Origin of the sequence: Dialister micraerophilus (assembly GCF_947090205.1) — a bacterium.
GTDB classification, from domain to species: domain Bacteria; phylum Bacillota; class Negativicutes; order Veillonellales; family Dialisteraceae; genus Dialister; species Dialister micraerophilus.
Genome location: NZ_CAMUNF010000005.1, coordinates 69,843 through 82,090, shown reverse-complemented (window position 1 = coordinate 82,090; position 12,248 = coordinate 69,843). Strand labels below are relative to the sequence as shown.

General features: G+C 39.6%; 17 protein-coding genes. 6 read left to right on the top strand and 11 right to left on the bottom strand.

The features are described from left to right. From P6922_RS04175 to P6922_RS04165, 3 genes are all read left to right on the top strand, one after another. The coding region (locus P6922_RS04175; protein ID WP_276874580.1) for an S-layer homology domain-containing protein at positions 1–1,251 on the top strand (1,251 nt) is incomplete at its 5' end. A 286-nt stretch (positions 1,252–1,537) separates the two neighbouring features. Beyond that, a complete protein-coding gene (locus P6922_RS04170; protein ID WP_276874578.1) occupies positions 1,538–2,884 on the top strand; it encodes an S-layer homology domain-containing protein in 1,347 nt (448 codons plus the stop codon). A 335-nt stretch (positions 2,885–3,219) separates the two neighbouring features. Then, complete coding sequence (locus P6922_RS04165; protein WP_276874576.1) at positions 3,220–4,551, top strand: porin; 1,332 nt, start codon at positions 3,220–3,222, stop codon at positions 4,549–4,551. 54 nt (positions 4,552–4,605) lie between these two features. Here P6922_RS04165 and P6922_RS06015 read toward each other — a convergent pair whose 3' ends face one another. From P6922_RS06015 to P6922_RS04140, 6 genes are all read right to left on the bottom strand, one after another. Next, positions 4,606–4,827 carry a Txe/YoeB family addiction module toxin gene (locus P6922_RS06015; protein ID WP_423777936.1) on the bottom strand — a complete coding sequence of 74 codons (222 nt, stop codon included), beginning with the start codon at positions 4,825–4,827 and terminating at the stop codon, positions 4,606–4,608. A gap of 15 nt (positions 4,828–4,842) precedes the next feature. Then, the gene (locus P6922_RS04160; protein WP_276874574.1) at positions 4,843–5,091 is read right to left on the bottom strand and encodes a type II toxin-antitoxin system Phd/YefM family antitoxin; all 249 of its coding nucleotides are present in this window, start codon (positions 5,089–5,091) and stop codon (positions 4,843–4,845) included. A 153-nt stretch (positions 5,092–5,244) separates the two neighbouring features. Beyond that, the gene (locus P6922_RS04155) at positions 5,245–5,373 is read right to left on the bottom strand and encodes a hypothetical protein (RefSeq protein ID WP_007556073.1); all 129 of its coding nucleotides are present in this window, start codon (positions 5,371–5,373) and stop codon (positions 5,245–5,247) included. Next, entirely contained in the window at positions 5,373–5,597 is a 225-nt protein-coding gene (locus P6922_RS04150) for a DUF1659 domain-containing protein (RefSeq protein ID WP_007554836.1), read from the bottom strand. The genes P6922_RS04155 and P6922_RS04150 overlap by 1 nt, the downstream gene beginning before the upstream one ends. A 35-nt stretch (positions 5,598–5,632) precedes the next feature. Then, on the bottom strand, positions 5,633–5,839 hold the full coding sequence (locus P6922_RS04145; protein ID WP_007554788.1) for a DUF2922 domain-containing protein: 207 nt from the start codon (positions 5,837–5,839) through the stop codon (positions 5,633–5,635). Positions 5,840–5,890: 51 nt separating this feature from the next. Further along, positions 5,891–6,451, bottom strand: a complete 561-nt coding sequence (locus tag P6922_RS04140) for an RNA polymerase sigma factor (protein ID WP_276874572.1) — start codon at positions 6,449–6,451, stop codon at positions 5,891–5,893. A 119-nt stretch (positions 6,452–6,570) separates the two neighbouring features. Between P6922_RS04140 and P6922_RS04135 the strand changes: the two genes are divergently transcribed. From P6922_RS04135 to P6922_RS04125, 3 genes are all read left to right on the top strand, one after another. Beyond that, on the top strand, positions 6,571–6,963 hold the full coding sequence (locus P6922_RS04135) for a hypothetical protein (protein ID WP_276874570.1): 393 nt from the start codon (positions 6,571–6,573) through the stop codon (positions 6,961–6,963). Between the two features lie 125 nt (positions 6,964–7,088). Further along, on the top strand, positions 7,089–7,313 hold the full coding sequence (gene relB / locus P6922_RS04130) for a type II toxin-antitoxin system RelB family antitoxin (RefSeq protein ID WP_276874568.1): 225 nt from the start codon (positions 7,089–7,091) through the stop codon (positions 7,311–7,313). Next, entirely contained in the window at positions 7,310–7,576 is a 267-nt protein-coding gene (locus tag P6922_RS04125; protein ID WP_276874566.1) for a type II toxin-antitoxin system RelE family toxin, read from the top strand. Before relB ends, P6922_RS04125 begins: the two co-directional genes overlap by 4 nt. 88 nt (positions 7,577–7,664) lie before the next feature. Here the strand turns inward: P6922_RS04125 and P6922_RS04120 are convergent, their stop codons facing one another. The 5 genes from P6922_RS04120 to P6922_RS04100 all read right to left on the bottom strand — a co-directional run bounded on the left by P6922_RS04120 (position 7,665) and on the right by P6922_RS04100 (position 12,012). Further along, positions 7,665–8,489, bottom strand: coding sequence for a pyridoxamine kinase (locus P6922_RS04120; RefSeq protein WP_276874562.1), 825 nt, complete (start codon positions 8,487–8,489; stop codon positions 7,665–7,667). A gap of 283 nt (positions 8,490–8,772) precedes the next feature. Next, the gene (locus tag P6922_RS04115) at positions 8,773–9,384 is read right to left on the bottom strand and encodes a TIGR03943 family putative permease subunit (RefSeq protein WP_276874560.1); all 612 of its coding nucleotides are present in this window, start codon (positions 9,382–9,384) and stop codon (positions 8,773–8,775) included. Next, entirely contained in the window at positions 9,384–10,202 is an 819-nt protein-coding gene (locus tag P6922_RS04110) for a metal ABC transporter permease (RefSeq protein WP_007556083.1), read from the bottom strand. Before P6922_RS04110 ends, P6922_RS04115 begins: the two co-directional genes overlap by 1 nt. Then, a complete protein-coding gene (locus tag P6922_RS04105) occupies positions 10,202–10,912 on the bottom strand; it encodes a metal ABC transporter ATP-binding protein (RefSeq protein WP_276874558.1) in 711 nt (236 codons plus the stop codon). Before P6922_RS04105 ends, P6922_RS04110 begins: the two co-directional genes overlap by 1 nt. Then, a complete protein-coding gene (locus tag P6922_RS04100; protein WP_276874556.1) occupies positions 10,912–12,012 on the bottom strand; it encodes a metal ABC transporter substrate-binding protein in 1,101 nt (366 codons plus the stop codon). The genes P6922_RS04105 and P6922_RS04100 overlap by 1 nt, the downstream gene beginning before the upstream one ends. Between the last annotated feature and the right edge of the window lie 236 nt (positions 12,013–12,248).

Below are 12,248 nucleotides of genomic sequence, written 5' to 3'. Positions count from 1 at the left end.
CACTGGGCATATCAGGCTGTAGCGGACTTGTCCGCACAAGGTGTAGTGGAAGGATACCCGAACGGCACATTCGGTGGAGAAAAGCACATTACACGCTTTGAAGTTGCACAAATCGTTGCAAGACTTCTCGCACAGGAAAGCCAGCTCAACGCTTCGCAGAAAGCGACAGTTGAAAAATTGGCAGCGGAATACGCTGACGAACTTTCCAACCTCGGCGTTCGTGTAAGCAACCTCGAAAACAAAGTAGGAAACATCACATGGACAGGTGACTCTCGTGTGAAATACGAACGTGAGATGAAATTGGATCCGCAAGAAGATTCACACTATGAAATTACAGGACGTATTCGTTTGAACGTAACGGCACAGACAAGTCCGGAAATGGCAGTGAAAGCACGTCTCGTAAATACATTCAGCTTTGACGGAAAGAATTTGGATCGTGAGCCGTACGGTGACAACGGCATTATTAAGGTAGATCGCCTCCATGTCGAATACTCACCGATGAAAAATACCATGATTGATTTGGGACATACAGATGCGGTCATCGGATCGGGAGCATGGTACGGAAAGGGTATCAACGGTATCGTTGCAACCTATGATAACAACATCATCGGCTTGCAAGCGGGATACGGACGTCTGACCGATTATGGGAATTTGGAACAGAAATACTTCTTCCCTCATAAAGATTCCGCAAAAGGTGATGTGGAAGTAACCGCCCCGTTCAATATCGATACAAAGAAAGAAATGTGGTTCGTACAGGGACACACGATGCTCGGTAAGTACGTGACACTCGGCGCTTTCTTCACACACTTCAATAAAAAAGAAAATACAAAACCGGCAGAAGAATTTGTCGGAGTCAACGGTAAAGTACAACTTGGCGATGCATTGAGCCTTGATGGTGAATATGTCGGAAACCGTCACCTTGTAGCCGATGCAGACCATAAAGCACGTTTTTGGAATGCTGGACTTAATTATCGTCTCGGTATGGCAAAATTAGGACTTCACTACTATGACGTGGAATCAGGTTCCTACATCGGCGGATCGAACTTGGCACTTTCATACGGTATGGACGGTACATCAGGCAGACGTTTCTGGTCGGCATCTCTTGTAATGCCGGTTGCAGATGATGTGACACTTGAAGCAAACTATAACTTCAGATCCAAGGCACAGTCACGTATTCATGCCGACGGAGCTCAACCGACAGTATCTTCGTTGCATAACTTCTGGAATGTATCTTTGAACTATACATTCTAATCAAAACGAATGAAAGAACTCATCGAAAGGTGAGTTCTTTCTTTTTATGATGATGAAATAAAACTTACACGGCGAAATCATTCAAAAAACAAATAAATATAAAATGGGAAATGAAGATTATAATGAGTTATAAAAAAATTTTTGAACGTATAAACAATAAAAATCAAATAAATTTTGAAATATTTGCAGAACTGTGCTAAAATGTATGTGTCACAAAGGCTCCGGTGACAACGAGGAAACACGGAAACTCGCAAATTTAGGAGCGAATTTGAAAGGAGATAATCTCATGAAAAAGATTCTCGCATTGGCAGCAGTAGCTGCACTCACAGCAGGCGTAAGCGCATACGCAGCAAACCCGTTCAGTGATGTAAGCACAGATCACTGGGCATATCAGGCAGTAGCAGACTTGTCCGCACAGGGCGTAGTAGAAGGCTACCCGAACGGCACATTCCAGGGTGAAAAACACATTACCCGTTACGAAGTTGCACAGATCGTTGCAAGACTTCTCGCACAGGAAAGCCAGCTCAACGCTCAGCAGAAAGCAACAGTTGAAAAACTCGCAGCAGAATACGCTGACGAACTTTCCAACCTCGGCGTTCGTGTAAGCAACCTCGAAAACAAAGTAGGAAACGTTACATGGACAGGAGATGCTCGTGTACAGTTCCAGCGTCACGTAAAAATGGATAAGAATGACGCTAGAGGCGTTGCTGCAGATGTTGCTAAGAAAGATGAATACACAGGTCGTGTACGTTTGAACCTCAAAGCTCAGGCTAATCCGCAGATTACTGTAAAGTCTCAGTTGGAAGCAGATACAGATTTCCAGAGTAATGCTGAATTCGGTACAGTATCTGTAAATAAACTTCACGCTGAATACGCTCCGGTAGCAGGCTTGACAATTGATGCAGGCCGTACAGATGCAACACTCGGAAACGGTGCATTCTATGACAGCGACTTCAACGGTGTAGTAGCTTCCTACGACATGGGCAAATTTGACGTACAGGCAGGTTATGGTTTGTTTGCTGATTTCTCCAAGAAATTTAATCAGGACTACAAAGTAGCTGCTAAGGCTGATAAGGCTGATGATGTAGCTGGAACAAAGCATAACTTTACTAAAGACAGCAAAGCTCTCTTTGTACAGGGACATGCTAAGGTAATGGACAAGGTTACCCTCGGTGCATTCTACACCCAGTTTGAAAAAGCTGATGCTCAGAAAGACGCTTCTGAATTTGCAGGTGTAAATGCAAACGTTCAGTTGACAGACGCATTGAGCCTCGACGGTGAATACGTAAGAAACTTGGCTAAGCAGGCTGACACAGCAGACCACAAGCCGCATTTGTGGGCAGCAGGTGCAACCTATGACTTCGGAATGGCACAGCTCGGCGTTCACTACTACGATGTAGAAAGAGGTGCATACTTCGGTGGCACAACAGCTGCATTCAGTGACATTTTCGAAAACGTTGACGGTGCTCGTTTCTGGGTAGCAAGCGGTGAAGTAGCACTCGCTAAGGACTTGAGCTTGAAAGCTAACTACAGCTTCAATGCAAAGACTCAGAAGTTGGGAGCAGCTGGTCAGGACGCTAAGGACAAAGATCTCCAGAACGTTTGGAACGTATCCTTGAACTACGCATTCTAATAAATACAAACGAAAAGAACTCATCGAAAGATGGGTTCTTTTTTTATGTGTAAAGATGAGATTTCCGATATTTGTTTTATTCATGATAAATACATAAATAAAAATATAACGATTAAATAAATAAAATTTATTTTTGAAAAGTAAAATAATTTCTTCAAGTTAAAAATATAAATCGAGATTTATGTTTGTAAAACATTCGCAATAAAATTGAGAATGAAAAATATGTATGCTAATATTTGAAAAGTCGGAGTGAGTATCCCTTGCTTTCCGATGTAAAGAGGAAACACGGTGACTCTTTGTACATTTCAAAAGGGAGTTTTTTTAAGGAGATAAAAATGAAAAAGATTTTCGCATTGGCAGCAGTAGCTGCACTCACTGCAGGTGTAAGCGCATATGCCGCAAACCCGTTCAGTGACGTAGGTATGGATCACTGGGCATATCAGGCGGTAGCGGACTTGTCCGCACAGGGCGTAGTAGAAGGCTACCCGAACGGTACATTCGGCGGAGAAAAGCACATTACACGCTTTGAAGTTGCACAGATCGTTGCAAGACTTCTCGCACAGGAAAGTCAGCTCAACGCTCAGCAGAAAGCAACAGTTGAAAAACTCGCAGCAGAATACGCTGACGAACTTTCCAACCTCGGCGTTCGTGTAAGCAACCTCGAAAACAAAGTAGGAAACGTTACATGGACAGGCGATGCTCGTGTAAAATACGAACACAGAGATGCGTTCAAAGCAATGAGCAACGGTAGACCTAGAGAATTTGAAAAAGTATCAGACAGCTATACTGCACGTATGCGTCTTAATTTGAAGGCACAGTCAAATCCGCAAGTAGCGGTAAAGGCACAGGTTGAAAGTTCTTTCGATTTAGACAACTCAAAAGCTGCTACTTTCGAAGTAAAGAGACTTCATGGTGAATACACACCGGTGAAAGGATTCACAATTGATGCCGGTCGTACGGACGTAACACTCGGTACGGGTGCATGGTATGACGGTGCATTTGACGGTGTGGTTGTAAGCCACGACCTCGGCAAGTACAATGTACAGGCAGGATACGGTCGTTACAGAGATTTGGATTTTGCAAGCAAGTTCGCTTATCAGAAGAAAGATAAATCTAAAGGTAAGGTAGGTTTTAATTTGACTTCCAGAGACGATCAGCAGGCATGGTTTGCTCAGGCGGGTGTTCGTGTAAATGATAAGGTACAACTCGGTTCATTCTTCACTCATTTCGCTAAAATCGATAAGACAAGACCGGCGGAAGAATTTGTCGGATTCAACGGTAAGGTGCAGTTGAACAAGGCATTGAGCTTCGAAGGTGATTATGTACGCAGCATTTCCAAGCCGGCAGATGCCGATCACGATGCACGTTTCTGGGATGTAGGTGCTACTTACGACATGGGCATGGCACAGCTCGGTCTCCACTACTACGATGTGGAAGGCGGTTCCTACCTCGGCGGTTCCAATGCGGCAATTAACGACAAGATTGGCGGATACAAAAATCATAGTCATGGAGCACAGTCCTGGGTGGCAAGCGCAAAGGTTGCAGTAGCAAAAGACGTGACCTTGAATGCAAACTACAAGTTCAACAGCAAGACACAGAGCTTCAAGAACGAAAATCGTACCAAGTACAATAACATTTGGAATGTTTCCTTGAACTATGTATTCTAATAAATGCAAACGAAAAGAACTCATCAAAAGGTGAGTTCTTTTTGCTTTTCCGTTTTATTCGTAATGAGTCCAAAGGCTTAATATTTTTATGATTTTTTCTTTTTTCAAGACTTGGTATACAAGACGATGTTTTATATTTATTCGTCTTGAATATGCTCCGTACAAAGTGCCTTGCAGTTTTTCATATGAAGGTGGAGATTGATAGGGATATGTTTTTATTAAGTCTATTAAAGCTTTTGCTTTTTTGTCTAATTTTGCATTCTTTAATTTTTGCATAAAAAATCGAGTACATTACCAATTTACCTCATTTTCAGGTATACAATCGTGAATAGGAGTTTTCATACCTTCAATAACTTCTTTTTTTAATTTCGCATTTGAAGAAAGATACAAAGTTTCCATAAGTCCGAGATAATCTTCTTCACTTAATATTACTGCATTTCCGGTTTTTGTAGTTATGCTTAAAGGTTCATTGTATTGTATTGTTCGATTTAAATATTCAAATATATTTTTTCTGAAATCGGTTATATTTATTGTTGACATTATAACTACCTCTCTGTGTACAATATAATGTACTCAAGTACAAAATTCAATATCTGATTATTTTTATGATTTTTTTAACCGGATAGTGAAATTTTACAATGCGGATATTTTTACCTAAGCAAAAAGGCATCTTTACGATGCCTCTTTTGTTGCTTAGTTTACCAAGCAGGGATATTGTTTTTCTACTTCCTGCGGAAATCTTTTTTCGATTTTGTCGAGTATGATTTCGATTATTGAATATATTACCATTTCAAGTAATGCCCTGATTTTGTTTTTTTCCATTATGCCTCCTTGAGTTCAGATACATCTACTCTTTGTATACTCATGAGCGCTCTTTTCTGAAGTGCTGCGAGTGAGTTTCCGGCGTTTTTCAAAGCTTCGTCCGATGCGTTTTTCACAATTCGGTCGAGCTTGATTTTCTTCACGCCCTTTTTACCGTTTTTCATTGCATCTCCTTCGAGAACTACAACTACGGTACTCTTCAGTGTTTCTTTTGCTATAGACATTTTTTTCTCCTTTCTTTAATTTATGAAATCTTGAATTATTCCAATTCTTCGATTTCGGTTGTTACTTTCTGTGCTTTTTCAAAGCCGGTTACTTTGTTGCCGAGGCTGTTTGTAAGCACGGGAACGATTTTTTCACAAGCGGATGCCACTGTCGCTTTTGTGAGGTTTTCCTTCGGTTCACGTATGATAAGCTTGGTTGTTTTTCCGCCTTCAACGTTGAACGTGATTTCCAACTTTTCCATGTTGCCCTCCTTTCCGGTCTCGTGACCTTCATTACTTACATGCAAATGATTTCAATTTTTATAACCTGCTTTGATAAAAATTTTTTGTATGCGTTTTTGCATTTTGTGTGCCGCAACTTGAGAAATGCCCATTTTGCTTGCGATTTCTCTCATGGGTGCGTCCGGATTTTCTCTTCTGTGTTTGAGAAATATTTGTTGTTTTTCGGTAAGCTCAAGTTTTTTTATTATTTTTTCCGTTTCTTCGTTTTCAAGATTTTCATATCTGTCGTAGGTGCTTTTTTCGACATCTTCCAAATTTGCCGACTCTCTTTGTATATTTTTCATATGTCTTCGAAGTATCGTCCAGCGATCGGCATATAACATGACTTTTATGTATCCGGCGAAAGAACTGTTTTTCGTTTCGTCATAATTTTTTGTATGCTCGATGAATTTCACCCACAAATCCTGTGCCAAGTCTTGTGAAAAATTTTTCTCGAAGTTTTTCCTCGTCAAAGAGTAAATCAAAGGTGCATATTTCCGTACCAATATTTCAAGTGCGTTTTTGTTTTCGTTTTGTACTTCTTTTGCAAGTTCTTCATCACTTCTTTCCGGTATTTGTCTTTCTTTATTCATACTTTTCCTTTCTTGATTTTTTAATATTGCACGTGCTAGAATTAGAACAAACGTTCTATAATTATTTTGATTATACATTATGTATTTCTTTTTTCGGTTACTTTTTGAAAGGAGCAATTATGAATTTTGATGAAATTTCTTTTCCGGATTTTTATCGTGGAATTTACTATGTATTGGGATCCGATGTTTCGATGACGGAATTTTTTCGTGAGTTTTTGGATATGATTACAAAAATTTCTCCCGATTGGAGGTACGAGCCGGAGCTTTCAATGAGTATTTCGAATTCCGTTTGCAAGAAGTGTGTATTTTACGGTCTTTCGAGAAAAATGTCACGAATGATTTTAAAAAAGTTCGACCCTTCACCTTTGGAGTATCATTTGAGTTTACTTGATGATGAAGTTATTCAGGCGCTTTCATTTTTCATAGGTTTAGACAGATACGATTTACCCGCTCGTCCTTCAAGTTTTTCTCTCGTTCTCAAATATTTACTTTGCAAACGTGCAGCGTATTGATCGGGCAAAATTATTTCTTGATGTAATAAATCGGAGTAAGACCATTTCTTACTCTTTTTTGAAAAAGTCAAAATGAAATTGTAAAATTATATCAGTAATGCATTTGTAATATAGGAGGTGATCTTATGGCGACAATAAGCTTGCGTATACCGGATGAAGATTTGCAAGTTTTAAAAGCGTATGCAAAATCTCACAACAAAACATTGTCCGAAATAATAAGAAGTACAATGATTGAAAAAATTGAAGATGAATATGATTTAAAAGTTATTGAAGAGTACGAAAAAGAAAAGAAAGCCGGAACTCTTAAAACGTATCCAATTGAAAAATTATGGTCGGAGTTCGGATTATGAAGTTTGAAGTTTTGTATACAAAGAAGGCGAAAAAATCTATCGGCAAATTGGATGCATCTATCAAAATTTTGATTAAAGGTTGGATAGATAAAAATTTGGTAAACACCGAAAATCCGAGATTATACGGAAAAGCATTGACCGGAAATTTACGCAATTATTGGCGATATAGGGTAGGAAATTATCGTATTATTGCCGAAATAAAAGATAATGAGTTGATTGTACTTGCTGTCGATGAAAATCGTGGAATAAAAATTTACAATTGAAAACTCTCCGCTTGACGATAAAGTCGTTGCAGAGAGTTTTTTGTTTTTATATTGAAGTATTTAATTGATTTGAGCGGTTTTCGTCTGTTTACTCATCCAATATGTTCATGAATTTTTCTATTGTAAGTCCGTTCATCGTGCCTTCGTTGAATGAATTTTTTTGAATCATGCTTCTGACTACACGTCCGGCATGTCTTGCGGAGTTTTCCACGCTTTCGCCTTTCATTATGTGGCCTATCGTGACAGATGAAAAAATATCTCCCGTGCCGGTAGCTTTTACGGGTATTTCATCGTAGGGGATGAAAAAGTATTCGTTTTTCTTTGCGTCAAATCCGGCGATACATTTTTCGTTTTCGGTAAAAGTGCTTGTTATGATAACGTTTTTTGCACCGGATGTAAGCAGCTTGTCTATTATTTTCATGATTTCAAGTTTCGATATGCTTTCCATATTTATTTTCGTGTCCGTCAAAAAGCATGCTTCGGTATAGTTGGGTATTGTAATATCCGAAATTGAAACGATTTCTTTCATGTATGCGACGTTTTCGTCCGTAACTCCGTTGTAAAGTTCGCCCCAATCCGCCATTATCGGGTCGTTGAATATGAGTTTGTTTTCAAGGGACATTTTTTTGCAAAGGTCGGAAATTATATCCATTTGTTTTTCATTTAAAAGAAATCCGGTGAATATCGCATCGAATGAAAATCCGTTGCGTTTCCATATTTCCAAAGTCTTTTGCATGTACGTGGTGGTGTCGAGTATTTCAAATATTCCATGATCCAAAGTGTTTGAAATTATGGCGGTCGGCAAATTCTGTGCACGTACTCCCATGTATGAAAGTATCGGTATCATGGCGGACAGTGCCACTTTGCCGTAGCCTACTATGTCGCCTATGAGAAGTATCTGTTTTTCTTTCATGTCGTTACCCTTTCGGTATAAAATGTTGCGTGATTGGTTATATTGAATATATATATTTCTACAACAACAATATACCACATTGGACGGTCGGATTCTATAAATTATTTTGTATTTTTCAAGATTTTTTGTAAAAAATAAAGGTTTTTTTCGTATAGTCAAGTATGCGTCGGTTTGAATTGAATTTGAATTTTGGAGAATTGAATATTTTTATGAAATAAAAAAACGCGAGAATTTTCGCGTTTTTCGTTTGTTGAATATTATATTTTCGGAAATATTTCATCGGTCAGTCCGTAATAGTTCCTTTTCCCGAGTAGGGAATTTTTTCTATGGATATTGCTTCTATATGGTAGAAGGGAACCGTTGTTTTTTCGCTCATTTGTACATCGGCTTCACGAAGTATGCCCGTTACTCTTATCCAAGAGTCGAGCGGTTTCAAGTCTTTCAACGTTTCGTCCGTTGTAAATTCGAAGTCGACGTATCCGCCGGTACAGTATGGGCATGTCGGTCCGTTTCTTCCTATGAAGTAGTGTCCGTTTATGGTAAGGAAGTAGCCTTCTATTACTACCGTCTTGTTTTCATAGTCTTTGAAGTTCATGTACCAGTCATTAATTTGTGTCATGTAGTGCGTATCTCCGACAGTTATATCTATATTGTTTTTGTCGAAGTTTTGTCTGTCGGCTGCAATGTCATATTTTACATTGAATTTCGGAAATCCTTGCTGATTTTCGATGTCTTCTTTTTTGAGAGGTACTATCGGTTTGTCCGGAAGTGTTTGCTCCTGTGGAGGTACTTTCGGCGGCGGAGGTGTATCCGGTGATGCCGAGTTGTCCGATCCGCATCCTGCCATACAAAGAATAAGTGAACTTAAACACAAAGCAATGATTTTTTTATTCATTATACACGTTCCTTCGCTTTTCTTATTCCCATTACGATGAAAAGCAAAATTATATTCAATACGACTATGCATGCACCTGTAGGTATGGAATGCAGGTATGAAAGTGTTATTCCGGCAACAAAGCATACCAATGCAAATATTGCCGAGCAGATTACAGTAGTTTTAAATCGGCTGCAAATCTGCATTGCGGTAAGTGAGGGAAATACGATGAGGCTTGAGATGAGCAATGCTCCCATCATACGCATTCCCAGTACAATTGTTATCGCTGTAAGCAGTGCAATAATCATATTGTAGAGATAGGTATTTGTGCCGGTAGCTTTTGCAAATGATTCGTCAAACGTTACGGCAAAAATACGGTTGTAAAATAATACATACAGTATGAGTACGCATACGCTGAGTATTACGGAAAGGTATACGTCATACTTGCTCATTGCCAGTATACTTCCGAACATGTAGTTGCATACGTCCGTATTCATACCGGTTGTGAGTGATACCGTCATTACACCTATTGCAAGTGAACCGCTGCAGAGGAGTGCCGTTGCGGAGTCTCCTTTTATGCGTGCGTTGTCTTCCAGTTGCAGAAGAAAGAATGCTGCAAGTACGCATACCGGTATTGCAAGTGTGAGCGGTGCCATGTGCATCGCATATGCAATGGCGAGTGCGGCAAATCCTACGTGTGAAAGCCCGTCTCCTATCATGGAGTAGCGTTTCAGTACCAGACTTGTACCCAAAAGTGATGAACACAGGGATACCATGATTCCTACTATGAGCGCACGAATCATAAAAGGATAGCTCAACATTTGTAATAGTTCTTGCATTATGGTTCGATACTCCTTATAAAGCCTTTTCCGATGTCGCTTGCTTTGTATTCCTCGGTTGTTCCGAAGAATTTTTGCCTGTGACCTGAAAGGTGTAATATATGATTTGCTTGATTTATTATACCGCTTACGTCATGTGAAACCATGATGACGGTAATATTGTATTTTTCCACGCATTCTTTTACGAGTTTGTAAAAGTCGGACGTGATTACGGGATCGAGTCCCGTTACCGGTTCGTCCAAAAGAAGTAGTTTGCGTGTGGAACATAAAGCACGTGCAAGCAATACACGTTGCTGTTGTCCTCCGGATAAATCACGATAGCATCTGTCTTTTAAATGTGAGATTTGAAGCATCTCGAGCTTTTCGGCGACATCTTCGTAGTCTTTTTTTCTGTAAAAAGGATAAAAACCGCAACGATTAAGACGACCCGAAAGAACTATTTCCTCTACACTTGCGGGAAAATCTTTTTGGACTTGTGTTTGTTGCGGCAAGTAACCGATTTCATCGGCACGCAAATTGTCACCATAGGAAATTTCTCCGCCTGAAATTCTTTTCAAACGGAGAATACCTTTTATCAATGTACTTTTTCCGGCACCGTTCTCACCGATGATACCGAGATAGTCCCCGGTATCAACAGTGAAATTGATGTCTTTTAAAACGATCTTTCCTTCATATGCCATGGAAAGATTTTTGCATGTAAGCAAACTCATTAATTCAACGCCTCTTTGAGTACTTCTACATTGTGTTCCATGAGATCAATGTAGGTTACGCCTTTCTTGAAGTCTTCATCGCTGATATTGTGAACGGCATTGAGTAATTCGCTCTTTGCGCCTGTAGCTTCTGCAATTGCCTTACTCATCTGTTCGTTCGACAATTCGATGTGGAATACTACAGGAATATTATCCTCTTTAACCTTTTCTGTCAAGAATGCAATTGTTGCCGGATTTGTATCCGTATCCTTTGAGCATCCCGGGAATGCTGCATAGTATTCAATACCGTATTCTTTTACAAAGTAGAGGAACGGGAAACGGTCACCTACGACAATTTCTTTTCTCTTTCCGTTCTTTACAACTTCACGGAATTCACCGTCAAGTTTCTGAAGCTTCTTGATGTATTCTTCAGTGTTCTTCTTGTATGTATCTGCATTGTTCGGATCGAGCTTGATAATTTCAGCACTCATCTTTTCAACAATCTTGATAGCGTTTACAGGAGATGTCCAAACGTGTTCGTCCATTTCCGGTTCATCAGCATGTTCTTCATGTTCGTGTTCATGTTCGTGAGCATGTTCTTCATGTTCGTGTTCATGCTTGTCAGCGTGTTCTTCATGCTTATCTGCATGTTCTTCATGTTCATGTTCATGTTCGTGTTCATGTTCATGTTCGTGTTCATGTTCATCACAGCAGTCTTTGTCGTCATGGTGATGTTCATGAACCATTCCTTCTTTTACTTCTTCTTCCATCAAGTCTACAGCATCCATGAGCTTGAATGTGTTCGGCTTCTTGTCCATAGATTCGAGAATGTCGCCTACCCATTCATCGCTGTCTCCGCCTACATAAACGAAGAGATCGCTGTCCTGAATTGTTTTGATGTCCTGTGGTGACGGTTCATAACTGTGACTTTCCGCACCCGGTTTCAAAAGCATCTTTACATCTGCCTTGTCACCTGTAATCTGACGTGCGAAATCATATTCGGCGAAATTTGTAGTAACGATTTTCAACTTGTGTGCATCGGCTTTATCTTGATTTGAACAAGCTGTTAAACCGAAAATTGCCACAGATGCCGCAAGGGCACAAGCGAGCAGTTTTTTCATTTAATACCTCCTGAAAAAATAAATGTATCTTTCGTATATAGTGAAACAGAATTTCTATGGTTGCGAATATACGATAATATATAAGTTCAAATATTTACTGTTTCCTAAAAAGCAACTCATTTAGAAGTTATTATACCACTATGTCGGTATACGTCAAGTATTTTTCAGAAAATAGTTTAAAACAATTTAAACATATTAATTTAGTGTACACCGAAAATATAGGACGTACAGAAAAT

Bases quoted from the DNA above. Each gene is read 5' to 3' on its own strand.
- P6922_RS04150 (WP_007554836.1), bottom strand. From the start codon at position 5,597: ATGTCTATAGCAAAAGAAACACTGAAGAGTACCGTAGTTGTAGTTCTC.
- relB (WP_276874568.1), top strand. From the start codon at position 7,089: ATGGCGACAATAAGCTTGCGTATACCGGATGAAGATTTGCAAGTTTTA.
- P6922_RS04155 (WP_007556073.1), bottom strand. From the start codon at position 5,373: ATGGAAAAAAACAAAATCAGGGCATTACTTGAAATGGTAATATATTCA.
- P6922_RS04135 (WP_276874570.1), top strand. From the start codon at position 6,571: ATGAATTTTGATGAAATTTCTTTTCCGGATTTTTATCGTGGAATTTAC.
- P6922_RS04110 (WP_007556083.1), bottom strand. From the start codon at position 10,202: ATGCAAGAACTATTACAAATGTTGAGCTATCCTTTTATGATTCGTGCG.
- P6922_RS04140 (WP_276874572.1), bottom strand. From the start codon at position 6,451: ATGAATAAAGAAAGACAAATACCGGAAAGAAGTGATGAAGAACTTGCA.
- P6922_RS04105 (WP_276874558.1), bottom strand. From the start codon at position 10,912: ATGAGTTTGCTTACATGCAAAAATCTTTCCATGGCATATGAAGGAAAG.
- P6922_RS04100 (WP_276874556.1), bottom strand. From the start codon at position 12,012: ATGAAAAAACTGCTCGCTTGTGCCCTTGCGGCATCTGTGGCAATTTTC.
- P6922_RS04145 (WP_007554788.1), bottom strand. From the start codon at position 5,839: ATGGAAAAGTTGGAAATCACGTTCAACGTTGAAGGCGGAAAAACAACC.
- P6922_RS04160 (WP_276874574.1), bottom strand. From the start codon at position 5,091: ATGTCAACAATAAATATAACCGATTTCAGAAAAAATATATTTGAATAT.
- P6922_RS04165 (WP_276874576.1), top strand. From the start codon at position 3,220: ATGAAAAAGATTTTCGCATTGGCAGCAGTAGCTGCACTCACTGCAGGT.
- P6922_RS04125 (WP_276874566.1), top strand. From the start codon at position 7,310: ATGAAGTTTGAAGTTTTGTATACAAAGAAGGCGAAAAAATCTATCGGC.
- P6922_RS04115 (WP_276874560.1), bottom strand. From the start codon at position 9,384: ATGAATAAAAAAATCATTGCTTTGTGTTTAAGTTCACTTATTCTTTGT.
- P6922_RS04170 (WP_276874578.1), top strand. From the start codon at position 1,538: ATGAAAAAGATTCTCGCATTGGCAGCAGTAGCTGCACTCACAGCAGGC.
- P6922_RS06015 (WP_423777936.1), bottom strand. From the start codon at position 4,827: ATGCAAAAATTAAAGAATGCAAAATTAGACAAAAAAGCAAAAGCTTTA.
- P6922_RS04120 (WP_276874562.1), bottom strand. From the start codon at position 8,489: ATGAAAGAAAAACAGATACTTCTCATAGGCGACATAGTAGGCTACGGC.